Here is a 24,410-nt window from a genome sequence, read left to right as displayed (position 1 = left end):
AATAGAACTATGGTTTAGCACTCGTATGAAAAGAGTGCTAATAATATGATTGAATTATGGAGGAAAACAGATGTTGAAACCATTAGGAGACCGTGTGGTCTTGAAAATTGAAGAAAAAGAACAAACTGTCGGAGGCTTTGTCCTAGCGGGATCAGCCCAAGAAGAAACGAAAACAGCTACAGTAGTGGCTACTGGACAAGGTGTTCGTACCTTGAGCGGTGAACTAGTCGCTCCAAGTGTAAAGGTTGGAGATCAAGTTTTAGTCGAAGCTCATGCAGGTATCGAGGTCAAAGATGGTGACGAAAAATATATCATCGTGGGTGAAGCTAACATCTTAGCAATCGTTGAAGAATAATAGGAGGAAGTAAGTATGTCAAAAGAGATTAAATTTTCATCTGATGCACGTTCAGCTATGGTCCGTGGTGTTGATATCCTAGCTGATACAGTTAAAGTAACCTTGGGGCCTAAAGGACGTAACGTTGTTCTTGAAAAATCATTCGGTTCACCATTGATTACCAACGACGGTGTGACCATCGCTAAAGAAATTGAACTAGAAGACCATTTTGAAAATATGGGTGCCAAATTGGTATCAGAAGTAGCTTCTAAGACTAATGATATCGCTGGTGACGGGACAACTACTGCAACAGTCTTGACACAGGCGATCGTTCGTGAAGGAATCAAAAACGTTACAGCAGGAGCAAATCCAATCGGTATTCGTCGGGGGATTGAAGCAGCGGTTGCTACAGCTGTAGAAGCCTTGAAAAACAATGCCATTCCTGTTGCCAACAAAGAAGCTATCGCGCAGGTTGCTGCTGTATCCTCTCGTTCTGAAAAAGTAGGTGAGTACATCTCTGAAGCCATGGAAAAAGTTGGTAAAGATGGTGTTATCACTATTGAAGAATCACGTGGTATGGAAACAGAGCTTGAAGTCGTAGAAGGAATGCAATTTGACCGTGGTTATCTATCGCAGTACATGGTCACTGACAATGAAAAAATGGTTGCAGACCTTGAAAATCCATACATTTTAATCACTGACAAGAAAATTTCAAATATCCAAGAAATCTTGCCACTTCTAGAAAGTATCCTTCAAAGTAGCCGTCCGCTCTTGATTATTGCTGATGATGTTGACGGTGAAGCTCTACCAACACTTGTCTTGAATAAGATTCGTGGAACTTTCAACGTAGTTGCTGTTAAGGCTCCTGGTTTCGGTGACCGTCGTAAAGCAATGTTGGAAGACATCGCTATCTTGACAGGCGGAACAGTTATCACCGAAGACCTTGGTCTTGAGTTGAAAGATGCTACTATCGAGGCTCTTGGTCAAGCAGCCAAAGTGTCTGTCGATAAAGATAGCACAGTCATTGTAGAAGGTGCAGGTAATCCTGAAGCAATTGCTAATCGTGTTGCTGTTATCAAATCACAAATTGAAACAACAACTTCAGAATTCGACCGTGAAAAACTCCAAGAACGCTTGGCTAAGTTATCAGGTGGGGTAGCAGTTATCAAGGTTGGTGCTGCAACAGAAACAGAATTGAAAGAAATGAAACTCCGCATCGAAGATGCCCTCAATGCGACTCGCGCAGCCGTTGAAGAAGGTATCGTTGCAGGTGGTGGTACTGCCCTTGTCAATGTTATCTCTGCTGTTGCGGCCTTGGAGTTAGAAGGTGATGAAGCAACAGGACGTAACATTGTTCTTCGTGCCTTGGAAGAACCTGTACGTCAAATCGCTTACAATGCAGGTTATGAAGGTTCAATTGTTATCGATCGTTTGAAAAATGCAGAGCTTGGAACAGGCTTCAATGCTGCAACAGGTGAATGGGTCAACATGATTGAAGCAGGAATTATCGATCCTGTTAAGGTTAGCCGTTCAGCCCTTCAGAACGCAGCTTCAGTAGCAAGCTTGATTCTAACAACAGAAGCAGTCGTAGCTAACAAACCAGAACCCGCTGCACCAGCGCCAGCTATGGATCCATCTATGATGGGTGGCTACTAGGAAATAAATAAAAACAGGTAGAATGAAAGATTTCTACCTGTTTCTTTTGAATTACTCAAAAAGAGGAAGCTCAGCCTCCTCTTTTTACATCTATTTAATTATGGTTTGATAACTTCAGCTCCACCCATGTATGGACGAAGAACTTCTGGAATGGTCACAGAACCATCTTCGTTTTGATAGTTTTCAAGGATAGCAGCGACTGTACGTCCAACAGCAAGTCCAGAACCATTCAAAGTATGAAGAAGTTTAACCTTACCATCGGCTTCATCACGGTAACGGATTTGGGCACGACGAGCTTGGAAATCTTCTGTATTTGAACAGCTTGAGATTTCACGATAAGTATTTTGCGCAGGAATCCATACTTCCAAGTCATAAGTCTTAGCAGCAGAGAAGCCCATGTCTCCTGTAGAAAGAGCAACTACACGGTATGGAAGGTTGAGTTTTTGAAGGATATTTTCAGCGTTAGCTGTCATCTTTTCAAGTTCTTCATATGATTCTTCAGGTTTAGCAAATTTCACCATTTCTACCTTGTGGAATTGGTGTAAACGAATCAAACCACGAGTATCACGACCAGCTGAACCAGCTTCAGAACGGAATGATGGGCTCATAGCAGTAAAGTAGATTGGCAAGTCTTTTCCATCAAGAATTTCATCACGGTAGTAGTTGGTCAGAGGAACTTCAGCTGTAGGAATGAGGACGTAGTTCGTATCTTTCAATTCAAATGTATCTTCTTTGAATTTTGGATATTGTCCTGTACCGAACATAGAATCATGGTTAACCATGTAAGGTGTGATGACTTCAGTGTAGCCTTCTTTTCCATGTTCATCCAACATAAAGTTGTAGATAGCACGTTCCAAACGAGCCCCGAGGCCTTTATAGAAGAGGAAGCGCGCTCCAGTTACCTTCCCACCACGTTCCCAGTCAAGAATACCAAGATCTTCACCTAGATCCCAGTGAGCTTTTGGTTCAAAGTCGAACTCGCGAGGAGTTCCCCAACGGCGAACTTCTACATTATCATCTTCGTCTGCACCGATAGGCACGCTATCAGCTGGGATATTTGGAAGTGTAGTGGTAAATTCTGTCAATTTAGCATCGATTTCAGCCAATTCTGCATCAAGAGCTTTTACCTCGGCAGAGAGGGTTTGCATCGCAGCAATCTTGTCATCGGCATTTTCCTTGTTACGTTTAGCTTGTGCAATCTCAGCAGAAACTGTGTTACGTTCAGCCTTGAGAGTTTCAACCTTGACCAAGATGTCACGTCGTTTGGCATCGATTTCTTTCATCTCGTTCAAGATAGCAGCATCTACACCACGTGTAGCTAGTTTTTCTGCGACAGCATCAAAGTCTGTACGAATACGTTTGATATCTAACATATAAACTCCTTTATGAAAAAAGCACACCCGACAAAGCGTTGGAGTGGCAGGGCCACGGTTCCATCCAACTTCACAGGTGTGCACTTGATTATGTATTTAGTTTGTAACAACGGTAGAATTTCAATTAAATCTTCTATCTGCTCGCAGCACCCGCAGACTTTCTGAAAGAAGTAAGTAACCTACTTATCCGTTTCTATGATTATACTAAACTTTCTATTTTTTTGCAAATAGATTTTTAATTTTTCGACCAATGATTTGGACTAAGGTAGGAAGTTTGACTACCTTGTCATTTCCCAGTTTTTCACGAGCTATTTTAAGAATTTTTCCAGAGTCTTTTGAGGCGAAGAGAAATTTTCCTTGATCTGTAAAGATTTCAAAATGACGACTAACCTTGCGGCCTGAAACATTGGCTCCGATTTGATTAATGCTGGACCATGGAATTTGAATATAGTCCTCGACATTTCGATCTGCGTAAAATTCTAGCGCATGATCTCCAACCAGAAATTTTCCAACCTTTCCTGTAATGGAGAGATAGGAAGTTCCAGTTGTTTGCAAGTCGACGACCTTGTTGAGGGATTGTGCCATATTTAGTCTTCCTTATTTTCACCGAAAAATGCTTGATAGAGAGATTTAAGAGCGGCTTTTTCTTGGTCTTTATGGACAACAAACATGATAGAAACTTCACTAGAACCTTGTGACATCATTTGGATGTTGATGTTGTTTTCAGATAAGGCACGAGTGGCTGTAGCAGTTACCCCGATATGACGCTTCATTTTTTCCCCAACAATCATAATGATAGAGAGGTCGTGTTCGATTTCAGCGTGGTCTACCTCTGCTTTTTGGACTAACTGACGAAGGATTTCTTCTTCCTTGATCGGAGTCAATTCTCGTGAACGTAAGATGATAGACAGGTCATCGATACCAGTTGGCATGTGTTCCCAACCAATATTAAGGTCCTCAAGAATCTGAAGAACTTTACGACCAAAACCGATTTCGCGGTTCATGAGATACTTAGACATATTAATGCTGACAAAGCCAGAATCACCAGCGATCCCAACAACTGGGAATTTGTCGCTGCTATGTTGTAGCACAATGCGAGTACCTGGGTGGTCTGGATTGTTGGTATTTTTAATGACAAGAGGAATTTTTCCACGGTAGGCAGGTAGAAGTGCTTCATCGTGTAGTACAGAGAATCCAGCATAGGCCAATTCACGCATTTCACGGTAAGTCAATTCAGGGATAGAGTGTGGCTTATGGATAATACCAGGGTGAGCTGCAAAGATTCCATCTACATCAGTAAAGTTTTCATAGAGGTCAGCCTTGACACCAGCAGCGATGATAGAACCAGTGATATCTGAACCCCCACGTGAGAAGGTACAAATTTGATCTTCTTTCGTAACACCGAAGAAACCAGGGATAACAAGAACTTCAGTTGAATTTGTCAATTCCTCGATTTTATCGTAACTTGATGGGATGATACGTGCATTTCCAGGTTCGCTTGTCACAACGATACCAGCTTCTCTAGGATGAACATAACGCGCTTCCAAGCCATTTTGGTTAAAGTAGGCTGCAATCAATTTGGCATTGTTGTTTTCCCCTGCAGCAAGGAAGGTATCGTAAAGAAACTTATTATCTTCAATTGGAAGAGTAGCTAGAGAGCGAATGCTTTTTGAAATTTTATCTAAAACGGCTGGTTTAAGACCTAATTCGCTAACCATGGCAGCATAACGATCAATAATCCAGTTTTGACGTTTACTGATATCGTTACCAGCTACATAGTCGCGGTAGTATTTAATCAAGGCATCTGTAACCTTAGTATCTTCAGAATTACGTTTACCAGGGGCAGATACAACCACAAAACGACGTTCTGGGTCACTTTTGACAATATTTAAAACTTTTTCTAATTGACTAGCAGAGGCAAGCGAGCTTCCACCAAATTTAACAACCTTCATAAGAACTCCTAAAGTAAGTATTTTATACGATTATAGCAGAAAGAGGGGCTTTTTTCAATCTGGAAAATTTCCTATATAATTGTTTGAATGTCTCATCAGGAAAGCTTATAATAAAGGTGTAGGGGAAAACTCTTCTGATGAAAGGAGTTGGGAAAGATGATTAAAAGAGTGTTTTGTTTAATACTAGTCCTTACCTTCGTGATGATTCCTACAAATATCGGAGCAAGGTCTCAACCTCTTCCCAGTTGTCGTTTGACCGGAGAAGAATTAGCTATTGAATATGCTCAGGAAGGTCAGATTTCAGTTGAGAGGGCTAAAATTATCTTGTCTATCGGCTTATCAGATAGTAAGTCAAGGACTTATCGAATTCTCTCTGAAAAGATTATCGTCAATCCTAACTATGAAGCTAGAGTCAAGTTTTACTGTCAAACAGATGAGAGTGGACAATTTAGAGGAATCACGAAACTCTTAGCTACAAGTTTGGTCAACAAGGACGGGGATAAGGAAACTCCTTTTACAGGAAATCTTTTTGCCTACCTTGAAGATCCAAATCGTGTTTTTTACATGGTTTCAGGAGAATTCTACCATAAAGGCTCCAATCAAGAACAACTCTATCAAAGAGAAGGAGGGCGGATGCTTGAAGTCATTTATGACTTCATGGATGATACAAGTACTGGTTTTCCTGTATTTTTAGAGACCAAACTAAGTTTTTAAAATCGGCCGATACACTTTCGGTCGATTTTTCTCTTGTCTTATAAGCTGGAAAAAGATATAATTTGAAAATAAAACAATTTAATCTTCGTTGTAAATTTAAAGGAGTGGTTATGGATCATATTCTCTATCAAGTTCAAGGCGATTTAGCGATACTAACTTTAAATCGTCCTGAGGTGGCCAATGGTTTTCATATTCCTATGTGTCAGGAAATTTTAGAAGCCTTAGAATTAGCTGGAAAAGATAGTGCTGTTTCCTATATTCTTATCAATGCAAGAGGCAAGGTTTTTTCTGTCGGAGGGGACTTGGTAGAGATGAGACGAGCTGTCGATGAGGATGATATTGCATCCTTGGCTCAGATTGCAGAATTAGTCAATGCCATTTCTTATAAAATGAAGCAAATTCCTAAGCCTGTCATCATGGAAGTGGATGGAGCAGCTGCTGGAGCTGCGGCTAATATGGCCTTGGCAGTTGATTTCTGTATTGCTTCTGACAGAGCTAAATTCATCCAGGCCTTTGTAGGTGTGGGCTTGGCTCCAGACGCGGGAGGTTTATTCTTGCTGACACGATCGCTAGGAACGACTCGGGCAACGCAGCTTGCCATGACCGGTGAAGCTTTTACAGCTGAGAATGCTTTAGAAGCAGGTGCTGTCTATCGTATGTGTGCTAGTGATCAACTGGAAAAGACAAGAGAACAATTGTTGAAGAAGTTGAGAAGAGGCTCCTCTAACTCCTATGCTGCTATTAAGAAGTTAGTCTGGGAGAGCGAGTTTAAGCAGTGGCACGAGTACGCACAGCTAGAATTGGAATTGCAAAAATCTCTATCTTATACGGAGGATTTCAAAGAAGGTGTTCGTGCACATTCTGAAAGAAGACGTCCAAAATTTTTGGGGAAATAATAAAATACTTGCGCAATTCTTTGAAGTTTGATATACTTTTTTTGTCAAATGTTTTGATAGTTAAACTTTTTTTGATGAGGGAGGGAAGAAAATTGGACTACCAACGGATCAATGACTATTTAACATCTATTTTTAATAACGTCCTTGTGATTGAGGAAGTGAGTTTGAGAGGTAGTCGTTTCAAGGATATCTCCATCAAGGAAATGCACACGATCGATGTGATTGGCAAGTTTCCAGATGTGACTCCAAGTCAAGTGTCCAAAGAGTTGATGGTAACTCTAGGAACCGTGACAACTAGCTTGAACAACTTGGAACGAAAAGGTTATATCGAGCGCTTGCGATCAGATCAGGATCGTCGTGTAGTACATCTGCATTTGACAAAGAAAGGTCGCTTGGTACATCGGCTCCATAGACGTTTTCACAAGGCCATGGTCGAAAGGATCATCGAAGGCATGAGCCCAGAGGAAATGGATGTCATGAGTAAAGGTTTGACCAATCTTTATCAATTTTTGGAGGATTTGAAATAATGGCTTTTGCGAAAATAAGCCAGGTTGCTCATTATGTTCCAGAGCAGATTGTCACAAATGAAGATTTGGCTCAGGTTATGGATACGAGTGATGAATGGATTTCAAGTCGAACTGGGATTAAGGAACGTCGCATTTCTAAGACAGAATCAACAGGAGATTTGGCAACGGAAGTTGCAAAACAACTCCTAGAGAAGTCAGGGATTTCTGCGGAAGAGTTGGATTTTATCATCCTAGCTACGATGACACCTGACTCAATGATGCCTTCTACTGCAGCACGTGTACAGGCTCGTATTGGTGCTCGTAAGGCCTTTGCATTTGATCTAACTGCCGCTTGTAGTGGTTTCACCTTTGCCCTTTCAACTGCTGAGAAATTCATATCATCTGGACGATTTGGCAAGGGCTTGGTCATCGGTAGTGAAACTATGTCCAAAACCTTGGACTGGACAGATCGTTCAACAGCTGTCCTATTTGGAGATGGAGCTGGTGGCGTCTTGTTAGAAGCAAGCGATAAGCAACATTTCCTAGCGGAGAGTCTCAATAGCGATGGTTCACGTAGTGAGTGCTTGACCTATGGGCAGACAGGCTTGACTTCGCCATTTTCAGTTCAAGAAAATCCAGATGCTTTCTTGAGAATGGACGGCCGAGCAGTTTTTGATTTTGCGATTCGAGATGTTGCTAAGTCTATAAAAAATACCATAGAAGAGAGTCCTCTGTCGGCAGAAGAACTAGATTATCTCCTGCTTCACCAAGCTAATATCCGCATTCTAGATAAAATGGCTAGAAAGATCGGTGTAGATCGAGACAAGCTTCCTGCCAATATGACCAAGTATGGAAATACCAGTGCGGCAAGTATTCCGATTCTACTTTCAGAGTGTGTAGAGGAAGGGCTCATTCGTTTGGATGGAAGCCAAAAAATTCTCTTGTCAGGCTTCGGCGGAGGTTTGACATGGGGCACGCTTATTGTTACAATTTAGGTAATCATGTGGTGAACACATTGTTATAAAAACTATTTATTTTAAAGGAGTCTATCATGGCAGTATTTGAAAAAGTACAAGAAATTATCGTTGAAGAACTTGGAAAAGATGCATCAGAAGTAACACTTGAATCTACTTTTGATGATTTGGATGCAGATTCATTGGACTTGTTCCAAGTAATCTCAGAAATTGAAGATGCTTTTGATATTCAAATCGAAGCAGAAGATGACTTGAAAACAGTTGGTGACTTGGTTGCCTACGTTGAAGAGCAAACAAAATAATTAAAATAAATGAAGAAGGAGTAGGGGGAACCCGCTCCCTCTTGTTCAGGTAATAGTTTGACAGTCAAAGTATAATGTGGTCGAACTATTACCTAAGCAAGACTCATGGAGGCACTATGAAAACACGTATTACAGAATTATTGAACATTAAATATCCTATCTTTCAAGGGGGAATGGCCTGGGTTGCAGATGGTGACCTTGCTGGAGCTGTTTCAAAAGCAGGTGGTCTAGGTATCATCGGTGGAGGAAATGCTCCTAAAGAAGTGGTTAAAGCTAATATCGATAAGATTAAATCTTTAACAGATAAGCCTTTTGGTGTCAACATTATGCTTCTGTCTCCATTTGTTGATGATATTGTTGACCTCGTCATTGAAGAAGGGGTTAAGGTAGTCACAACTGGTGCAGGAAACCCAAGTAAATATATGGATCGATTTCATGAAGCAGGAATCACCGTTATTCCTGTAGTTCCTAGCGTAGCTTTGGCTAAACGGATGGAAAAAATCGGTGCAGATGCTGTTATTGCAGAAGGTATGGAAGCAGGTGGACACATCGGTAAACTAACAACTATGACCTTGGTTCGTCAAGTTGCAGCTGTTGTTTCTATCCCTGTTATTGCAGCTGGAGGCATTGCAGACGGTGAGGGAGCCGCTGCTGGCTTTATGCTCGGTGCAGAAGCTGTGCAAGTAGGAACTCGTTTTGTAGTTGCTAAAGAATCAAACGCCCATCCAAACTATAAAGCTAAAATTTTAAAAGCTCGTGATATTGACACAACTATCTCAGCACAACATTTTGGACACGCAGTTCGGGCTATTAAAAATAAATTGACCCGTGATTTTGAACAAGCTGAAAAAGATGCCTTTAAACAGGAAAATCCAGATTTAGAAATTTTTGAACAGATGGGTGCAGGAGCCTTAGCTAAAGCAGTTGTCCACGGTGATGTGGATGGTGGCTCGGTGATGGCTGGTCAGATTGCCGGTTTGGTTTCTAAAGAAGAAACGGTTGAAGAAATCTTAAAAGATATTTACTACGGTGCAGCTGAAAAAATTCAAGCAGAAGCCGCTCGTTGGGCAGGAGTTAAAAGAAATGACTAAAACAGCCTTTCTATTTGCAGGTCAAGGAGCCCAGTACCTTGGAATGGGCCGTGAACTCTATGATCAATATGCTATCGTCAAGGAAACAATTGACCAAGCGAGTCAGGTCTTAGGTTATGACCTTCGTGACTTGATTGATAATGATGAAACAAAGCTAAATCAGACTCGTTACACGCAACCAGCTATTTTAGCTACGTCCGTTGCTATTTACCGACTACTAAAGGAGAAAGGTTATCAGCCTGATATGGTGGCAGGTTTGTCTCTTGGAGAATATTCTGCCCTGGTAGCTAGTGGTGCCTTGGATTTTGAAGATGCAGTGGCTCTAGTTGCTAAACGTGGAGCTTATATGGAAGAAGCGGCACCAGCAGGATCAGGGAAAATGGTAGCTGTGCTTAATACACCGGTTGAAGTAATTGAACAAGCTTGTCAAGAAGCTTCTCAACTTGGTGTTGTGACTCCAGCTAACTACAATACCCCAAGCCAGATTGTTATTGGTGGTGAGGTGGTTGCTGTGGATCGTGCAGTTGAACTCTTGCAAGAAGCAGGAGCAAAACGCTTAATTCCGCTAAATGTTTCTGGACCTTTCCATACAGCTTTATTGAAATTTGCTAGTCAGAAATTAGCTCAAGCCCTAGAAGATGTTGAGTTTAGTGACTTTGCTTGTCCACTTGTTGGCAATACAGAAGCAAAGGTCGTGGAAAAAGAACGCATTGCAGAACTCCTGACTCGTCAAGTTAAGGAACCCGTTCGCTTTTATGAAAGTATTGCAGTCATGCAAGAAGCGGGTGTCACTCGTTTTATCGAGATTGGACCTGGTAAAGTTTTGTCAGGATTCGTCAAAAAGATTGATAAAACAGCTCAACTTGCTAATGTGGAAGATCAAGCAAGCTTAGAAGCACTTCTAGAGAATTAAATTTCATGAGGTAGAAGTTCTGAAAGGAGAAACATGAAACTAGAACAGAAAAATGTCTTTATTACAGGCTCAAGTCGAGGAATTGGTCTCGCCATTGCTCATAAATTTGCCAGCTTGGGAGCCAATGTTGTTTTGAATAGTCGTGGTGAAATCTCCGAGGAACTTCTTGCCGAATTTAAACCATACGGGGTGAAGGTTCTTGCTATTTCTGGTGACGTGTCTGATTTTGCGGACGCAAAACGTATGGTAGACCAAGCCATTGAAGAGCTGGGTTCAGTTGATGTCCTCGTTAATAATGCTGGGATTACTCAAGATACTCTCATGCTCAAGATGACAGAAGAAGATTTTGAGAAGGTCTTGAAAGTCAATTTGACAGGGGCTTTCAATATGACACAATCAGTCTTAAAACCGATGATAAAAGCACGCGAAGGTGCTATCATCAATATGTCTAGTGTTGTTGGTCTCATGGGAAATATCGGTCAAGCCAACTACGCCGCATCCAAAGCTGGTTTGATTGGATTTACTAAATCAGTAGCACGTGAGGTTGCCAATCGCAATGTACGTGTCAATGCTATTGCGCCAGGGATGATTGAATCGGATATGACCGCAGTCTTGACAGATAAAGTAAAGGATGCCATGTTGGCACAAATTCCGATGAAACAATTTGGCCAAGCTGAGCAGGTTGCTGATGTGACAGCCTTTCTGGCTAGTCAAGATTATCTAACAGGACAAGTCATTGCAATTGATGGTGGACTAACTATGCAATAAGAGTTAAAATAGAGGTAGAAGAATGAAACTGAATCGAGTAGTAGTGACAGGTTATGGAGTGACATCTCCAATCGGAAATACACCAGAAGAATTTTGGAATAGTTTGACAACTGGAAAAATCGGAATTGCTGAAATCACCAAGTTTGATCATAGTGAATTTGCGGTGCATAATGCGGCAGAAATCCAGGATTTTCCTTTTGACAAATATTTTGTAAAAAAAGATACCAACCGTTTTGATGCTTATTCTTTATATGCACTATATGCAGCACAAGAAGCAGTGAACAATGCTAATCTTGATGTAGAGACTCTTGATAGAGACCGCTTTGGTGTCATCGTTGCTTCAGGTATCGGTGGAATCAAGGAAATCGAAGATCAAGTGCTTCGACTTCATGATAAGGGACCAAAACGTGTAAAACCATTGACACTTCCAAAAGCTTTACCAAATATGGCATCAGGAAATGTTGCTATGCGTTTTGGAGCAAACGGTGTTTGTAAATCTATCAATACTGCTTGTGCTTCTTCAAATGATGCAATTGGGGATGCCTTTCGTTCCATCAAGTTTGGTTACCAAGATGTTATGCTAGTTGGTGGTTCTGAGGCTTCTATTACTCCATTTGCGATTGCAGGTTTCCAAGCCTTAACAGCTCTTTCAACAACAGAGGACCCAACTCGTGCTTCTATTCCATTTGATAAGGATCGTAATGGATTTGTCATGGGTGAAGGATCAGGTATGTTGGTACTTGAAAGTTTAGAGCATGCTGAAAAACGTGGTGCAACTATCTTAGCTGAAGTTGTTGGTTACGGTAACACTTGTGATGCCTACCATATGACTTCACCACATCCAGAAGGACAAGGAGCTATTAAGGCTATCAAATTAGCCTTGGAAGAAGCTGAGATTTCTCCAGACCAAGTAGCCTATGTCAATGCTCATGGAACCTCGACTCCTGCCAATGAAAAGGGAGAAAGTGGAGCGATTGTATCTGTTCTAGGTAAGGATGTTCCAGTTTCTTCAACCAAATCCTTCACAGGTCATTTGCTGGGAGCAGCAGGGGCTGTTGAAGCCATTGCTACTATTGAAGCTATTCGTCAGAGCTATGTTCCAATGACAGCCGGAACGAAAGAATTATCAGACTATATCGAAGCAAACGTTATTTATGGACAAGGCTTGGAACGTGAAATTCCATGTGCTATCTCAAATACCTTTGGATTTGGTGGGCATAATGCAGTCCTTGTTTTCAAACGTTGGGAGAATAAGTAAAGATGAATTTAAATGAAATCAAAGACTTGATGGCGCAGTTTGACCAGTCGAGCTTGAGAGAATTTTCTTATAAAAATGGAACGGATGAGTTGGTCTTCAGCAAAAATGAAGCAAAACTTGTTGCAGAAGCAAGTCAAGCACCTCAAGCTCAAACTACACCAGTTGTAGAAGTAGTTTCAGAATCAAGTGCTAGTGAATCTGTAGCTGAGGGGGACCTTGTAGAAAGTCCACTTGTCGGAGTTGCTTACTTGGCTGCCGGACCAGACAAATCTAATTTTGTTTCAGTCGGTGATACTGTTAAAAAAGGCCAAACCTTGGTCATCATCGAAGCCATGAAGATCATGAATGAAATTCCAGCACCTAAAGATGGTGTTGTAACAGAAATTCTAGTTGAAAATGAAGAAATGGTTGAGTTTGGGAAAGGCTTGGTACGTATCAAATGATTGATATTCAAGGAATTAAAGAAGCTTTGCCACACCGTTATCCCATGCTCTTAGTGGATCGTGTCTTAGAAGTTAGCGAAGATACCATTGTTGCTATTAAAAATGTGACGATTAACGAACCTTTCTTCAATGGTCATTTTCCTCAATACCCAGTTATGCCTGGAGTCCTCATTATGGAAGCTTTGGCACAAACAGCAGGTGTTTTGGAATTATCAAAACCTGAAAACAAAGGGAAGCTGGTCTTCTACGCTGGTATGGACAAAGTTAAATTTAAAAAACAAGTTGTTCCTGGTGATCAGCTTGTCATGACAGCAACTTTTGTCAAACGTCGTGGCACAATCGCCGTAGTAGAAGCGAAGGCAGAAGTAGATGGTAAGCTTGCAGCAAGCGGTACTCTGACCTTTGCTATTGGAAACTAGGGAGGTTTTCCATGTTTCGTAAGATTTTAATTGCCAATCGTGGTGAAATCGCTGTTCGTATTATTCGTGCGGCACGAGAATTAGGAATTGCAACAGTCGCTGTCTATTCGACTGCTGACAAGGAAGCTCTCCACACGCTTTTGGCTGATGAGGCTATCTGTATCGGCCCTGGGAAGGCTACAGAATCTTATCTGAACATCAATGCCATCCTTTCAGCTGCGGTCTTGACTGAAGCTGAAGCCATTCACCCTGGATTTGGCTTTTTAAGTGAAAATTCCAAATTTGCAACCATGTGTGAAGAAGTTGGGATTAAATTTATCGGACCATCAGCTCGTGTCATGGATATCATGGGAGATAAAATTAACGCCCGTGCTCAAATGATTAAGGCTAATGTTCCCGTCATTCCGGGTTCAGATGGAGAAGTCCATACTGCAGAAGAGGCTCTTGCTATTGCTGAAAAAATTGGTTATCCAGTTATGCTGAAAGCTTCAGCTGGAGGTGGTGGAAAAGGGATTCGTAAGGTTGAAAAAGCAGAAGATCTCGTGTCAGCCTTTGAAACAGCCTCTAGTGAAGCCAAAGCCAACTTTGGTAATGGAGCGATGTACCTTGAGCGTGTGATCTATCCTGCTCGCCATATTGAAGTACAGATTCTTGCTGACCAGATGGGTCATGTTATTCACCTAGGTGAGCGTGACTGTTCGCTTCAACGGAATAACCAAAAGGTTTTAGAAGAAAGTCCTTCGATTGCTATTGGAAAAACCCTTCGTAATGAAATTGGTGCAGCGGCAGTACGTGCAGCGGAGTCTGTAGGCTACGAAAACGCTGGTACCATTGAATTCTTACTAGATGAAGCAAGTGGTAAATTCTACTTTATGGAGATGAATACGCGTATCCAAGTAGAACATCCAGTAACCGAATTTGTTTCTGGTGTGGATATTGTCAAGGAACAAATCCGTATCGCAGCAGGTCAACCATTGACTTTGAAGCAGGAAGATATTGTTCTAAAAGGACATGCTATTGAGTGCCGTATCAATGCGGAAAACCCAGCCTTTAATTTTGCACCAAGTCCAGGTAAGATTACCAATCTTTATCTACCAAGTGGTGGTGTGGGCTTGCGTGTGGATTCAGCAGTCTATCCTGGTTATACCATTCCGCCATACTATGATAGTATGATTGCTAAAATTATTGTTCATGGTGAAAATCGTTTTGATGCACTCATGAAAATGCAACGAGCTCTTTATGAACTCGAAATTGAAGGGGTGGTCACCAATGCTGATTTCCAACTGGATCTGATTTCAGATCGTCGAGTGATAGCAGGGGACTACGATACTTCATTCTTGATGGAAACTTTCTTACCACACTATCAAGAAAAAGAATAATGTAATACTCTTCGAAAATCTCTTCAAACCGCGTCAGCTTCGCCTTGGATTATATATGTGACTGACTTCGTCAGTCTTATCTACAACCTCAAAGCAGTGCTTTGAGCAACCTGCAGCTAGCTTCCTAGTTTGCTCTTTGATTTTCATTGAGTATAAGAATAGTATAAGACCGAAAAGGGGGATGTATGGCTCTATTTAGTAAAAAAGATAAATATATTCGAATCAATCCCAATCGTTCGACTGTAAATCAACCTCAGATCAAACCAGAGGTTCCAGATGAGCTCTTCTCCCAATGTCCAGGTTGCAAATATACGATTTACCAAAAGGACTTGGGGAGTGAGCGTATATGCCCTCACTGTGGCTATACCTTCCGTATTTCAGCTCAAGAGCGTTTAGCTTTAACCATTGATATGGGTACGTTTTTGGAAATGTTTAAAGGGATTGAGACTCAGGATCCTTTGAATTTTCCAGGCTATCGTAAAAAATTGACTTTGATGCGTGAAAAGACAGGTCTTGATGAGGCTGTTGTAACAGGAACAGCTTTGATTAAGGGAGAGAAGGTTGCCCTTGGCATCATGGATTCTAACTTTATCATGGCTTCAATGGGGACAGTTGTTGGTGAAAAAATTACCCGCTTGTTCGAATATGCGACCGCTGAAAAATTACCTGTCGTATTGTTTACAGCTTCTGGTGGAGCACGCATGCAAGAAGGAATCATGAGCTTGATGCAGATGGCCAAAATCTCTGCCGCAGTCAAACGTCATTCCAATGCAGGTCTCTTTTATCTGACAATCCTTACTGACCCGACTACTGGAGGAGTAACAGCTTCCTTCGCTATGGAAGGGGATATCATCTTGGCAGAACCCCAAAGTTTGGTAGGTTTTGCTGGACGCCGTGTGATTGAAAATACGGTAAGGGAAGACTTACCAGAGGATTTCCAGAAAGCAGAGTTTTTACTGGAACATGGTTTTGTGGATGCAATTATTAAACGGCGAGAATTGCCAGATACGATTGCTCGATTAGTAAGGTTGCATAAGGGGGATCGTTGATGAATATAGCGAAAATCGTCAGAGAAGCACGCGAACAAACCCGCTTAACTGCCTTGGACTTCGCAACAGGAATTTTTGATGACTTTGTGGAGCTACATGGGGATCGCTCTTTCAGAGATGATGGTGCTGTTATTGGTGGTATCGGATGGTTGGGAGACCAAGCAGTAACTGTAGTTGGAATCCAAAAAGGTAAAAGTTTACAAGATAATCTTAACCGTAACTTTGGACAACCCCATCCAGAAGGCTACCGCAAGGCCCTTCGTTTGATGAAGCAAGCTGAAAAGTTTGGTCGTCCAGTTGTTACCTTTATCAATACTGCGGGAGCCTATCCTGGTGTAGGAGCAGAAGAACGGGGTCAAGGTGAAGCTATTGCCCGTAACATCTTTGAAATGACTGATTTAAAAGTTCCCATCATTGCGATTATTATCGGTGAAGGTGGATCTGGTGGTGCCCTTGCCCTTGCAGTAGCTGACCGTGTTTGGATGCTTGAAAATTCCATCTATGCCGTACTGAGTCCTGAAGGATTTGCTTCTATCTTATGGAAAGATGGAACTCGCGCCATGGAAGCAGCTGAGTTGATGAAAATCACCTCGTATGAGTTGTTGGATATGCAAGTTGTAGATAAGGTTATTTCTGAAGTTGGTCTTTCAAGCAAAGATTTAATCAAGCAAGTGAAGGAACAACTCCAAGCAGAACTCGATGCACTTGGCAAACTTCCGCTAGATCAACTCATTGAAGAACGTTACCAACGCTTTAGAAAATATTAAAAAGAAAGCTAGAACAAAAGTGGTTCTAGCTTTTTAGCTTCTATAAAAAAAGACATTTCAGGATTAATAATTGACAGTTGAGGAAATGGAACTGAGGGGCGTTTAAAAAAGATGTATATTTTATAATAAGGAATGATAATCTATAAGTGCTACAGAGAATAGATTAATACTCAATGAAAATCAAAGAGCAAACTAGGAAGCTAGCCGAAGGCTGTACTTGAGTACGGCAAGGTGAAGCTGATGTGGTTTGAATTTGATTTTCGAAGAGTATAAGTTTTTATAGATTTTATGCTGTGCTATGTCAGTATATAACTGATAAACTGAATAGGGGGGTGTTAATTTTTCCCTCCATCAAGGTAATTTTAATTTTTTTAAGGAATGAGTATGAAAAAACTTTGGCATTTTGGAGTCTTTATCTTACTGGTATTTCTATCGGTTTATCTACCAGAGTTAGGGATTGTGCATCTGACTAAGTTTTTAGGATGGGGGATAAATGGCTATTCTATCTTTTTAACAGTTGAAGTAATAGCTATTTTGCTATTATTTATCTACTGGCTCAAAAAGAAAGAGATGCTCTATATTTTTGAAAAAAAGGGTTCAAAGAAGTCAAGATTCTTTTACCTTGTAGTTGGTCTAGTGGCTACTTATTTTGATCGTCAATTGGTGGATGCTTTTCAGTTACAGTTTCATCACTTCATTGATAACAAGTATATCTTTCAAGACCTTCTTTCAGCCTTGTATTCAAATGGACAACCAACTTTTCTATCAACTGTTCTCAGTTTTAGTTTAACAGTAGTCGTCGGACCTATATTGGAGGAACTGATTCATAGAGGGTACTTTATGAATACCTTTTTCCCCCAGTCCAAGTACTATCTGGATGTTATCCTATCTGCTCTTATCTTTGGACTTAGTCATTTGATCTTAACTCACCGAGATCCTATCAGTTTGATCATTTATAGTTTAGGCGGTCTCTTCTATGCCCTTGTCTACCGTTGGACAAAGAACCTGAGAATTACAATCCTATGCCATAGTTTTTTCAACTTTCTCACTTATGCCAAGCCCATCTGGATATTTGTTTATAATTATGTCTATTATCACTTTTTTAGATAGTGGAAGGCAAAGAAAAAAGTGTTTGATAACTGTCAAACACTTTTTCTATATTATTTAATCTTCTTCTGTCACAAATTGACTGAGGAGTCCGTTGATAAAACGGGCTGATTTTTGATCTGAAAAGCTTTTAGCAAGCTCAATGGCTTCGTTAACAGCTACGAGCTGAGGAGTATCAAATGAAGTGATTTCAAAAACTCCTAGGCGTAGAAGAGTTTTTTCCACTAAAGTCAGACGATCGATGGTCCAACCAGTTTTCAAATGTTGAGTGATTTGTTTATCCAGATCATCCTTTTTAGCTTGGACACCAGAAACGAGCTCCACAAGGAAGTTAGGAAGTTGCACATCTGCATCTTCGCGATCATGCGTGTAGGCGAAGCGACAAGCGGTTTCTAGATCTGAACCAAATTCGAGACTCATCAAAGCTTGGAAAGCACATTTACGTAGCTCACGTCTTGATTCTAATAATGGACTAGTCATTGAGGAAGTCCTCGTCGAATAAGTCTTTCAATTCTGGTTTTGGTGTTTTATCTGGAACGATACCAGCAACGTGAATGTTGACTGCAGTGATTTCAACATCAGCCATATTGCGGACAGCATCCTTAACAGCTTTCTGGATAGCCATAGCAACCTTAGGAACTTTGACACCGTACTCTAGGTAGAGGTAGATATCAGCTGTAAGTTCATCGTTGGCTTCTTTTAGATATACGCCACGACCAAGAGAAAGTTTTGAAAGGGTGTCAGATACTGATTTGTTTGAAAAAGAGTGTACGCCTTCAACTTTCGCAGTTGCAATAGCAATGATTTTTTCAAGTACACGTGGGGCGATGACGATTTCGCCAAGTTGTTCTTCAATTCCCATAGAATGACCTCTTTCTAGTTTCTAGAGATTAGGCGCGAGAAACGTAAGTTCCTTCTGCAGTGTTGATAATCAATTTTTGTCCTGCTTCGATGAAGTCTGGAACGTTCACGACAAGACCAGTTTCCATTGTTGCTGGTTTACCAGAACCTGTAACAGTAGCACCTTTGATAGATGGTTGTGTTTCAGCAACTGTCAATTCAACAGTAGTTGGTACAGTCACACCGATTACTTCAGTTCCGTAGAATTGGATTTTTACATCTGAGTTTTCAAGGATGTAAAGCAATTCGTTTTCAACATTTACAACAGGAATTTCGTATTGGTCATAAGTTTCTGTATTCATGAAGTAAGCTGTGTCGTCCATTTTGTACAAGTATTGAGCTGGAACTGTTTCGATAATCGCTTGCTCAAATTTTTCTTCTGGGCGGTAGCTTGTTTCAAATGTTGAACCAGTACGGACATCACGCAATTTCATACGCATGATAGTGTTTCCTTTACCTGGTTTGTGGTGGCTAGCTTCCAAAACGCGGATCAATTTTCCTTCAGCTGTTTCAAAAGTCATACCAGCCTTTAGTTTACTTGCTTCAATCATGTTTTTACCTCTTTTATAAATATTATTACTCTTCATTCTACCATAAAATCTTCTGGAAATAAAGCCAAAATAGTTATTGGGAGATGGTAGAGGAGAAAAAGAATATTGCCTAGTCAGGTGGAGTGGTTAATGTTAAATAGTATCCACTATATTTCTTCTCATACTCAATGGAAATCAAAGAGCAAACTAGGAAGCAAGCCGCAAGCTGCTCAAAACACTGTTTTGAGGTTGTGGATAGAACTGACGAAGTCAGTAACCATATATATGGTAATGTGGCGCTGACGTGGTTTGAAGAGATTTTCGAAGAGTATTATATTTCAAAAGGCCGAAGTAAGCTTACTCCGACCTGTTAGTATTGTCTTAAAAAGATTGATTTTTATTCTGGTTCTACCAAAATTTTAATTTGTGACTTATCTTGAGTTAATTCGATAAAGCCTTCTTCGATGATATTTTCCAATTTAATTTTCTTAGTAACTAATTTTTCAGCAGAGAAGTAGCCTTGTTCCATCAATTCTAATACTTTAGGGAAGATATGACGATAAGCAATGATTCCTTTTAGTGTCTTTTCTTGGATTGCAAATTCATTCGGATTAATATTTGCTTCTCGTTCCCAGATAGAGACCACCATGCACTCACCTGCTTTATGTACGGCAGCTAAGGCTTGTCCTAAAACTACTGGCACACCCGTTACTTCATAAGAAACATCTACACCACCGTTTGTTAAACGATGAATAGCTTCAACAGCTGTTTCACCTTCTTCCGGACGGACAACGATAGCTCCTAACTCTTCAGCTTTTGCTTGACGTTCAGGTGATAGTTCAACAGCATAAATCTTAGAAGCACCCGCTGCACGAAGGGCTTCTACAATTAAGAGACCAATCGGACCTAAGCCAAAGACAGCAGCAGTATCACCAGCTTTTAGTGCTGATTGACGAACTGCATAAACTGCAACAGCAGCTGGCTCAGTGAGAGCAGCTTGCTCATAGCTTAAGCTATCTGGAATGACATGTACTAAGTCACCGTCTAAAACACAATATTTGGCAAATCCACCGTCTGCAGCCAAACCGACAAAATTAAGGTTTGGATCCAAATTATAATTACCAACTAAGTTATTCTTAGCTAGAATTGGTTCTACAGCAACACGATCACCAACTTTAACACGAGTAACATCGCTTCCGACTTCTACAATTTCACCAGAAAATTCATGTCCCAGTGTTACTGGTGCTTTTTGACCAGAATAGACATGTTCTTCTGTTGGGATGAAGATAGGGCCATCTAAAAATTCGTGGAGGTCAGTACCACAAATTCCTGTGAATTTAACAGCAACTTTTACTTGGTGCGGAAGTACCTCAGGGACTTCTACTTCTTGAATACGAACATCTTTTGCTGCATGCCAGCGAGCTGCTTTCATTGTAGGCATATGAATAACTCCTTATTGTTGCGATTTTTAATTTTCCTTTTAGGAAACTTTACATGTAATATTGTAAACGCTTTCCTTGCGTTTGTCAAGAAAAACCAACCTTAGGGCTGGTTTCTTTTACATATTAATCTTCTTTCAACTTAGCCAATTCTTGGGCAAGTAGTTTAAGGGCGACTTGTGGGTTGGCTTGACCCTTGGTTGCTTTCATGAGGAATCCTGTGAAGGCCTTGTCGGCGTTACGTTTTCCTGACTTGAAGTCGGCAACAGCGGCTTCATTATCCGCAAAGACTTGATGAATAATTGGAATCAAAACATCAGGATCTGAGATTTGAACTAAACCAGCTTTTTCCACGTATTCACGAGCGCCACCACCATTTTTAGCTAGGTGAACAAAGACTTTCTTGGCAATCTTAGACGAAATAGTACCGTCTTCGATAATGGCAATCATTTCAACCAAGTTTTCTGGTGTCAATTCGATTTGTTCCAGTGTCTTACCTTCGGCGTTCAAGAATTGAGCGACTTCACCTTGGAGCCAGTTAGAAACTTGTTTAGTATCACCACCGAGGGCAACAGCTTTCTCAAAGAAGTCAGAAGTAACTTTATTAGCTGTCAACTGGCTAGCATCGTAGTCTGACAAGCCGAGGTCAGAGACATAGCGTGCACGGCGCTCTTTTGGAAACTCTGGTAACTCCGTACGCATTTCTTCAATCCACTCGTCAGAAATTTCAAAGAGTGGTAGGTCTGGTTCTGGGAAGTAGCGGTAGTCTGCAGCACCTTCTTTGACACGCATGAGGATGGTTGCTTTATTCGCTTCATCGTAACGGCGTGTTTCTTGGCGAATTTGACCGCCTGAGCGAAGGATTTCAGCCTGGCGTTGGACTTCGTATTCAAGACCCTTGCGAACGTTTGAGAAGGAGTTGAGGTTTTTCAACTCAGTCTTGGTACCGAATTTTTCTTGACCGTAAGGACGAAGGGAGATGTTGGCATCCACACGCATAGACCCTTCTTCCATCTTAACGTCAGAAATACCAGCGTACTGGATAACTTCCTTGAGGGCAGTTAGGTAAGCATAGGCTTCTTCTGGCGAACGCATGTCGGCTTCAGATACAATCTCAATCAAGGGCACCCCTTGGCGGTTGAGGTCTACATAAGAGTAGCCATCAGTACCGTGGGTGTTTTTACCAGCGTCTTCCTCTAAGTGGGCACGTTCGATACCGATTTTCTTAGTCGTACCGTCTTCTAGCTCGACTTCAATCCAGCCGTTATAGCCGATTGGCTCATCAAACTGAGAAATTTGGTAGGCTTTAGGATTGTCAGGATAGAAGTAATTCTTGCGGTCAAAGTGCATCTTTTTGTGGATGTCCATATTGAGGGCAAGAGCAGCTTTGATACCAGCATCGACAACACCTTTATTGAGAACTGGCAGAACTCCTGGGAAAGACCAGTCAATCACGTTGGTATTGGCATTTTGGTCATTTCCAAAGTGGGCAGAAGTAGGTGAGAAGATTTTTGAATTGGTGTTGAGCTCTACGTGGACTTCAAGTCCAATGACTGTTTCAAAGTTCATTAGTTATCACCTCCAAAAATCACGGGTTGTTGTTTGTGGTAGTCTGTTGTTGCTTCAAAAGCAGCAGCAGCTTGGTAAATGGTCTCCTCAGAATACTTAGGACCAATTAATTGTAGACCAACAGGCAGACCTTGAGCGAATCCAGCAGGAATCGAAATTCCTGGTAGACCAGCTAAGTTGACTGGGATGGTCAAGAGGTCAGCCAAGTACATAGCAACTGGGTCGTGGTTGAGTGAATCCAAGTCATAGGCAACACTAGGAGCAGTTGGACCCAAAATCAAGTCATAATCCGCAAAGACTTGTTCGAAATCTTGGATGATGAGGGTACGGACCTGTCCAGCCTTCTTGTAGTAGGCATCGTAGTAACCTGATGAAAGACTGAAAGTGCCCAGCATGATACGGCGTTTTACCTCTTCACCGAAACCTTGGCTACGGCTGTTTACATAGATTTCATCAAGATTAGTCGCATCTTCTGCACGATAGCCATAACGGATACCGTCAAAACGTTGCAAGTTTGATGAGGCTTCTGATGAAGCGATGATGTAGTAAACGGCAACACCGTATTTAGAGTGAGGAAGGCTAACTTCTTCAACGATAGCACCGAGTTTTTCAAAGTGTTTGGCTGCGTTCAGGATAGTTTCCTTAACCTCTGGGTCAATCCCTTCACCAAGGTATTCCTTAGGCAAAGCGATTTTCATGCCTTTGATGTCTTGACCGATTTTTGAAGTAAAGTCAGCGATGCGGACAGGGGCAGAAGTAGAGTCTTTGGCATCTTCGCTAGCAATAGCATTGAGCAAGAGGGCATTTTCCTTAACGGTAGGAGCAAAAGGACCAATCTGGTCTAATGAGCTACCAAAGGCAATAAGACCGAAACGTGAAACTGTTCCGTAGGTTGGTTTGAGACCAACGATTCCGTTGAAGGCAGCAGGTTGGCGGATAGAACCACCAGTATCAGAACCAAGTGACAAGCGGACTTGTCCAGAAGCTACAGCTGCAGCAGAACCGCTTGATGAGCCACCAGGAACCTTGTTTTGGTCCCAAGCGTTTTTAGTTGCTCCGTAGTGTGAAGTCTCACCTGAACCACCCATGGCAAATTCGTCCATGTTGGTTTTCCCTACGACAATCATGCCTTTCGCTTTTGCATTAGCAACAGCTGTTGCATCAAAGATAGGCTCATAGTTATAGAGCATTTTTGAGGCAGCAGTTGTCAGGATACCGTCTGTAGAGATATTATCCTTAACAGCAAGCGGAATTCCTGAAAGGACATTGTCAGCGTCAATTCCAGCTTCATCAATAGCTTTGGCTTGAGCAAGAGCTTGCTCTTCAGCGATGGTAACAAAAGCGTTGATAGCCTCTTCGCGCGCCTTGATATCTTCAAGCGTTGCTTGCGTTAGTTCGGTTGCAGAAATTTCCTTGGATACAAGGAGATTGTGCAAGTCTTCAATGGTTTTATTGTTAAAAGTCATTAGGCATCTCCTCCATCGTCCAGGATAGCTGGTACCTTGATATAGTAATTGTCTTTTTCAGGTACATTTTTAAATAAGCGATCACGGTCAGTTCCTTCTTCGGCTACGTCTGGGCGAAGAACGGTCTTACGATCTGCCATGGTAGTCGTTGGTTCAACACCAGTAGTGTCAACTTCGCCCAGCAATTCGACCATATCAACAATCTTAGACAAGGTTGTCGCAAAGGCAGCAGTTTCTTCTTCTGAGAATTTTAATTTTGAAAGATTGGCAACGTGTGTTACCTCTTCTTGCGTAATTTTCATCTTGCATCCTTTCGTGAAATGATGATTCTTTATCTGTTCTATTTTACCATATTTTCCTATAAATAAGGGAGGTAAAGCTGAAAAAAGACATCTGGCAAGTCAAGAAAGAGATTTTTAAAGAGACAAAAAAATAGCCGTCCTAACTTTGGCGAGTTAACGAGCTATTTTTTAGTTATGTAATTACAGCCACCGTCTTAAACGGCTCTGTGGGGTGTTGTTGTCGCAACACCTTTTTCTATATTCATTGCAACATTTACTTTAAAAATTGCAAGGGGAGTAGGATGGTTAGCACCTAAGTGGGGC

General features: G+C 41.4%; 27 protein-coding genes. 17 read left to right on the top strand and 10 right to left on the bottom strand.

What is annotated here, in order from left to right; all coding sequences use genetic code 11:
- The first annotated feature begins 70 nt into the window (after positions 1 to 70).
- Both groES and groL read left to right on the top strand, forming a co-directional pair.
- A complete protein-coding gene (gene groES, locus RQ973_RS02340) occupies positions 71 to 355 on the top strand; it encodes a co-chaperone GroES (protein ID WP_049549641.1) in 285 nt (94 codons plus the stop codon).
- A 15-nt stretch (positions 356 to 370) separates the two neighbouring features.
- Positions 371 to 1,990: a chaperonin GroEL gene (gene groL / locus RQ973_RS02335; RefSeq protein WP_061862700.1), complete on the top strand. Its 1,620-nt coding sequence runs from the start codon at positions 371 to 373 to the stop codon at positions 1,988 to 1,990.
- A 98-nt stretch (positions 1,991 to 2,088) separates the two neighbouring features.
- On the opposite strand, the gene serS is transcribed toward groL, so the two are convergent.
- The 3 genes from serS to RQ973_RS02320 all read right to left on the bottom strand — a co-directional run bounded on the left by serS (position 2,089) and on the right by RQ973_RS02320 (position 5,315).
- A complete protein-coding gene (gene serS / locus RQ973_RS02330; RefSeq protein ID WP_000884217.1) occupies positions 2,089 to 3,363 on the bottom strand; it encodes a serine--tRNA ligase in 1,275 nt (424 codons plus the stop codon).
- A 213-nt stretch (positions 3,364 to 3,576) separates the two neighbouring features.
- Positions 3,577 to 3,948, bottom strand: coding sequence for a DUF956 family protein (locus tag RQ973_RS02325; protein WP_049508922.1), 372 nt, complete (start codon positions 3,946 to 3,948; stop codon positions 3,577 to 3,579).
- A gap of 2 nt (positions 3,949 to 3,950) precedes the next feature.
- A complete protein-coding gene (locus tag RQ973_RS02320; protein ID WP_311522621.1) occupies positions 3,951 to 5,315 on the bottom strand; it encodes an aspartate kinase in 1,365 nt (454 codons plus the stop codon).
- 201 nt (positions 5,316 to 5,516) lie between these two features.
- Here RQ973_RS02320 and RQ973_RS02315 point away from each other — a divergent pair, with 201 nt between their 5' ends.
- The 15 genes from RQ973_RS02315 (at position 5,517) to RQ973_RS02245 (ending at position 17,904) form a co-directional block, all read left to right on the top strand.
- The gene (locus RQ973_RS02315) at positions 5,517 to 6,029 is read left to right on the top strand and encodes a hypothetical protein (protein ID WP_311522620.1); all 513 of its coding nucleotides are present in this window, start codon (positions 5,517 to 5,519) and stop codon (positions 6,027 to 6,029) included.
- A 110-nt stretch (positions 6,030 to 6,139) separates the two neighbouring features.
- A complete protein-coding gene (locus RQ973_RS02310) occupies positions 6,140 to 6,925 on the top strand; it encodes an enoyl-CoA hydratase (protein ID WP_311522619.1) in 786 nt (261 codons plus the stop codon).
- A 92-nt stretch (positions 6,926 to 7,017) separates the two neighbouring features.
- Positions 7,018 to 7,452, top strand: a complete 435-nt coding sequence (locus tag RQ973_RS02305; protein ID WP_075232026.1) for a MarR family winged helix-turn-helix transcriptional regulator — start codon at positions 7,018 to 7,020, stop codon at positions 7,450 to 7,452.
- Entirely contained in the window at positions 7,452 to 8,426 is a 975-nt protein-coding gene (locus RQ973_RS02300) for a beta-ketoacyl-ACP synthase III (RefSeq protein WP_248034681.1), read from the top strand. The genes RQ973_RS02305 and RQ973_RS02300 overlap by 1 nt, the downstream gene beginning before the upstream one ends.
- 56 nt (positions 8,427 to 8,482) lie before the next feature.
- On the top strand, positions 8,483 to 8,707 hold the full coding sequence (locus RQ973_RS02295) for an acyl carrier protein (RefSeq protein WP_000257838.1): 225 nt from the start codon (positions 8,483 to 8,485) through the stop codon (positions 8,705 to 8,707).
- Positions 8,708 to 8,823: 116 nt separating this feature from the next.
- Positions 8,824 to 9,798, top strand: coding sequence for an enoyl-[acyl-carrier-protein] reductase FabK (gene fabK / locus RQ973_RS02290; protein WP_311522618.1), 975 nt, complete (start codon positions 8,824 to 8,826; stop codon positions 9,796 to 9,798).
- A complete protein-coding gene (gene fabD, locus RQ973_RS02285; protein ID WP_311522617.1) occupies positions 9,791 to 10,711 on the top strand; it encodes an ACP S-malonyltransferase in 921 nt (306 codons plus the stop codon). Before fabK ends, fabD begins: the two co-directional genes overlap by 8 nt.
- A gap of 33 nt (positions 10,712 to 10,744) precedes the next feature.
- A complete protein-coding gene (gene fabG, locus RQ973_RS02280; protein ID WP_248034678.1) occupies positions 10,745 to 11,479 on the top strand; it encodes a 3-oxoacyl-[acyl-carrier-protein] reductase in 735 nt (244 codons plus the stop codon).
- 22 nt (positions 11,480 to 11,501) lie between these two features.
- A complete protein-coding gene (gene fabF, locus RQ973_RS02275; protein WP_311522616.1) occupies positions 11,502 to 12,737 on the top strand; it encodes a beta-ketoacyl-ACP synthase II in 1,236 nt (411 codons plus the stop codon).
- 2 nt (positions 12,738 to 12,739) lie between these two features.
- On the top strand, positions 12,740 to 13,180 hold the full coding sequence (gene accB, locus RQ973_RS02270; RefSeq protein WP_311522615.1) for an acetyl-CoA carboxylase biotin carboxyl carrier protein: 441 nt from the start codon (positions 12,740 to 12,742) through the stop codon (positions 13,178 to 13,180).
- The gene (gene fabZ / locus RQ973_RS02265) at positions 13,177 to 13,599 is read left to right on the top strand and encodes a 3-hydroxyacyl-ACP dehydratase FabZ (protein ID WP_000565515.1); all 423 of its coding nucleotides are present in this window, start codon (positions 13,177 to 13,179) and stop codon (positions 13,597 to 13,599) included. The genes accB and fabZ overlap by 4 nt, the downstream gene beginning before the upstream one ends.
- An 11-nt stretch (positions 13,600 to 13,610) precedes the next feature.
- Positions 13,611 to 14,978 carry an acetyl-CoA carboxylase biotin carboxylase subunit gene (gene accC / locus RQ973_RS02260; protein ID WP_311522614.1) on the top strand — a complete coding sequence of 456 codons (1,368 nt, stop codon included), beginning with the start codon at positions 13,611 to 13,613 and terminating at the stop codon, positions 14,976 to 14,978.
- A gap of 185 nt (positions 14,979 to 15,163) precedes the next feature.
- On the top strand, positions 15,164 to 16,027 hold the full coding sequence (gene accD / locus RQ973_RS02255; protein ID WP_311522613.1) for an acetyl-CoA carboxylase, carboxyltransferase subunit beta: 864 nt from the start codon (positions 15,164 to 15,166) through the stop codon (positions 16,025 to 16,027).
- Positions 16,027 to 16,794 (top strand): acetyl-CoA carboxylase carboxyl transferase subunit alpha, encoded by a 768-nt coding sequence (locus RQ973_RS02250; protein ID WP_311522612.1) that lies wholly within the window; start codon positions 16,027 to 16,029, stop codon positions 16,792 to 16,794. The genes accD and RQ973_RS02250 overlap by 1 nt, the downstream gene beginning before the upstream one ends.
- A gap of 384 nt (positions 16,795 to 17,178) precedes the next feature.
- Positions 17,179 to 17,904, top strand: a complete 726-nt coding sequence (locus tag RQ973_RS02245; protein ID WP_311522611.1) for a type II CAAX endopeptidase family protein — start codon at positions 17,179 to 17,181, stop codon at positions 17,902 to 17,904.
- Positions 17,905 to 17,958: 54 nt separating this feature from the next.
- Here RQ973_RS02245 and nusB read toward each other — a convergent pair whose 3' ends face one another.
- From nusB to gatC, 7 genes are all read right to left on the bottom strand, one after another.
- Complete coding sequence (nusB, locus tag RQ973_RS02240) at positions 17,959 to 18,381, bottom strand: transcription antitermination factor NusB (protein ID WP_281335152.1); 423 nt, start codon at positions 18,379 to 18,381, stop codon at positions 17,959 to 17,961.
- Positions 18,374 to 18,763 (bottom strand): Asp23/Gls24 family envelope stress response protein, encoded by a 390-nt coding sequence (locus RQ973_RS02235; protein WP_049548992.1) that lies wholly within the window; start codon positions 18,761 to 18,763, stop codon positions 18,374 to 18,376. Before RQ973_RS02235 ends, nusB begins: the two co-directional genes overlap by 8 nt.
- Positions 18,764 to 18,791: 28 nt before the next feature.
- On the bottom strand, positions 18,792 to 19,352 hold the full coding sequence (gene efp / locus RQ973_RS02230; RefSeq protein ID WP_000568646.1) for an elongation factor P: 561 nt from the start codon (positions 19,350 to 19,352) through the stop codon (positions 18,792 to 18,794).
- A 376-nt stretch (positions 19,353 to 19,728) separates the two neighbouring features.
- Entirely contained in the window at positions 19,729 to 20,772 is a 1,044-nt protein-coding gene (locus RQ973_RS02225) for a 2,3-butanediol dehydrogenase (RefSeq protein ID WP_311522610.1), read from the bottom strand.
- Between the two features lie 124 nt (positions 20,773 to 20,896).
- Positions 20,897 to 22,339: an Asp-tRNA(Asn)/Glu-tRNA(Gln) amidotransferase subunit GatB gene (gene gatB / locus RQ973_RS02220; RefSeq protein ID WP_153225076.1), complete on the bottom strand. Its 1,443-nt coding sequence runs from the start codon at positions 22,337 to 22,339 to the stop codon at positions 20,897 to 20,899.
- Positions 22,339 to 23,805, bottom strand: coding sequence for an Asp-tRNA(Asn)/Glu-tRNA(Gln) amidotransferase subunit GatA (gene gatA / locus RQ973_RS02215; protein ID WP_311522609.1), 1,467 nt, complete (start codon positions 23,803 to 23,805; stop codon positions 22,339 to 22,341). The genes gatB and gatA overlap by 1 nt, the downstream gene beginning before the upstream one ends.
- The gene (gene gatC, locus RQ973_RS02210; RefSeq protein ID WP_311518865.1) at positions 23,805 to 24,107 is read right to left on the bottom strand and encodes an Asp-tRNA(Asn)/Glu-tRNA(Gln) amidotransferase subunit GatC; all 303 of its coding nucleotides are present in this window, start codon (positions 24,105 to 24,107) and stop codon (positions 23,805 to 23,807) included. Before gatC ends, gatA begins: the two co-directional genes overlap by 1 nt.
- Positions 24,108 to 24,410: the final 303 nt, after the last annotated feature.

Source organism: uncultured Streptococcus sp. (assembly GCF_963511325.1).
GTDB lineage: Bacteria > Bacillota > Bacilli > Lactobacillales > Streptococcaceae > Streptococcus.
The sequence above is the reverse complement of the archived record's forward strand: the minus strand, read 5'-3'. Positions and strand labels throughout refer to the sequence as shown.

Coding starts and splice junctions, on each gene's coding strand:
- gatA (WP_311522609.1), bottom strand. CDS start 23,805: ATGACTTTTAACAATAAAACCATTGAAGACTTGCACAATCTCCTTGTA.
- RQ973_RS02245 (WP_311522611.1), top strand. CDS start 17,179: ATGAAAAAACTTTGGCATTTTGGAGTCTTTATCTTACTGGTATTTCTA.
- gatC (WP_311518865.1), bottom strand. CDS start 24,107: ATGAAAATTACGCAAGAAGAGGTAACACACGTTGCCAATCTTTCAAAA.
- fabK (WP_311522618.1), top strand. CDS start 8,824: ATGAAAACACGTATTACAGAATTATTGAACATTAAATATCCTATCTTT.
- efp (WP_000568646.1), bottom strand. CDS start 19,352: ATGATTGAAGCAAGTAAACTAAAGGCTGGTATGACTTTTGAAACAGCT.
- gatB (WP_153225076.1), bottom strand. CDS start 22,339: ATGAACTTTGAAACAGTCATTGGACTTGAAGTCCACGTAGAGCTCAAC.
- RQ973_RS02325 (WP_049508922.1), bottom strand. CDS start 3,948: ATGGCACAATCCCTCAACAAGGTCGTCGACTTGCAAACAACTGGAACT.
- RQ973_RS02235 (WP_049548992.1), bottom strand. CDS start 18,763: ATGGGAATTGAAGAACAACTTGGCGAAATCGTCATCGCCCCACGTGTA.
- RQ973_RS02300 (WP_248034681.1), top strand. CDS start 7,452: ATGGCTTTTGCGAAAATAAGCCAGGTTGCTCATTATGTTCCAGAGCAG.
- fabG (WP_248034678.1), top strand. CDS start 10,745: ATGAAACTAGAACAGAAAAATGTCTTTATTACAGGCTCAAGTCGAGGA.
- groES (WP_049549641.1), top strand. CDS start 71: ATGTTGAAACCATTAGGAGACCGTGTGGTCTTGAAAATTGAAGAAAAA.
- fabD (WP_311522617.1), top strand. CDS start 9,791: ATGACTAAAACAGCCTTTCTATTTGCAGGTCAAGGAGCCCAGTACCTT.
- accB (WP_311522615.1), top strand. CDS start 12,740: ATGAATTTAAATGAAATCAAAGACTTGATGGCGCAGTTTGACCAGTCG.
- RQ973_RS02225 (WP_311522610.1), bottom strand. CDS start 20,772: ATGCCTACAATGAAAGCAGCTCGCTGGCATGCAGCAAAAGATGTTCGT.
- RQ973_RS02320 (WP_311522621.1), bottom strand. CDS start 5,315: ATGAAGGTTGTTAAATTTGGTGGAAGCTCGCTTGCCTCTGCTAGTCAA.
- RQ973_RS02295 (WP_000257838.1), top strand. CDS start 8,483: ATGGCAGTATTTGAAAAAGTACAAGAAATTATCGTTGAAGAACTTGGA.
- RQ973_RS02310 (WP_311522619.1), top strand. CDS start 6,140: ATGGATCATATTCTCTATCAAGTTCAAGGCGATTTAGCGATACTAACT.
- RQ973_RS02315 (WP_311522620.1), top strand. CDS start 5,517: ATGATTCCTACAAATATCGGAGCAAGGTCTCAACCTCTTCCCAGTTGT.
- RQ973_RS02250 (WP_311522612.1), top strand. CDS start 16,027: ATGAATATAGCGAAAATCGTCAGAGAAGCACGCGAACAAACCCGCTTA.
- serS (WP_000884217.1), bottom strand. CDS start 3,363: ATGTTAGATATCAAACGTATTCGTACAGACTTTGATGCTGTCGCAGAA.
- accD (WP_311522613.1), top strand. CDS start 15,164: ATGGCTCTATTTAGTAAAAAAGATAAATATATTCGAATCAATCCCAAT.
- fabZ (WP_000565515.1), top strand. CDS start 13,177: ATGATTGATATTCAAGGAATTAAAGAAGCTTTGCCACACCGTTATCCC.
- nusB (WP_281335152.1), bottom strand. CDS start 18,381: ATGACTAGTCCATTATTAGAATCAAGACGTGAGCTACGTAAATGTGCT.
- fabF (WP_311522616.1), top strand. CDS start 11,502: ATGAAACTGAATCGAGTAGTAGTGACAGGTTATGGAGTGACATCTCCA.
- accC (WP_311522614.1), top strand. CDS start 13,611: ATGTTTCGTAAGATTTTAATTGCCAATCGTGGTGAAATCGCTGTTCGT.
- groL (WP_061862700.1), top strand. CDS start 371: ATGTCAAAAGAGATTAAATTTTCATCTGATGCACGTTCAGCTATGGTC.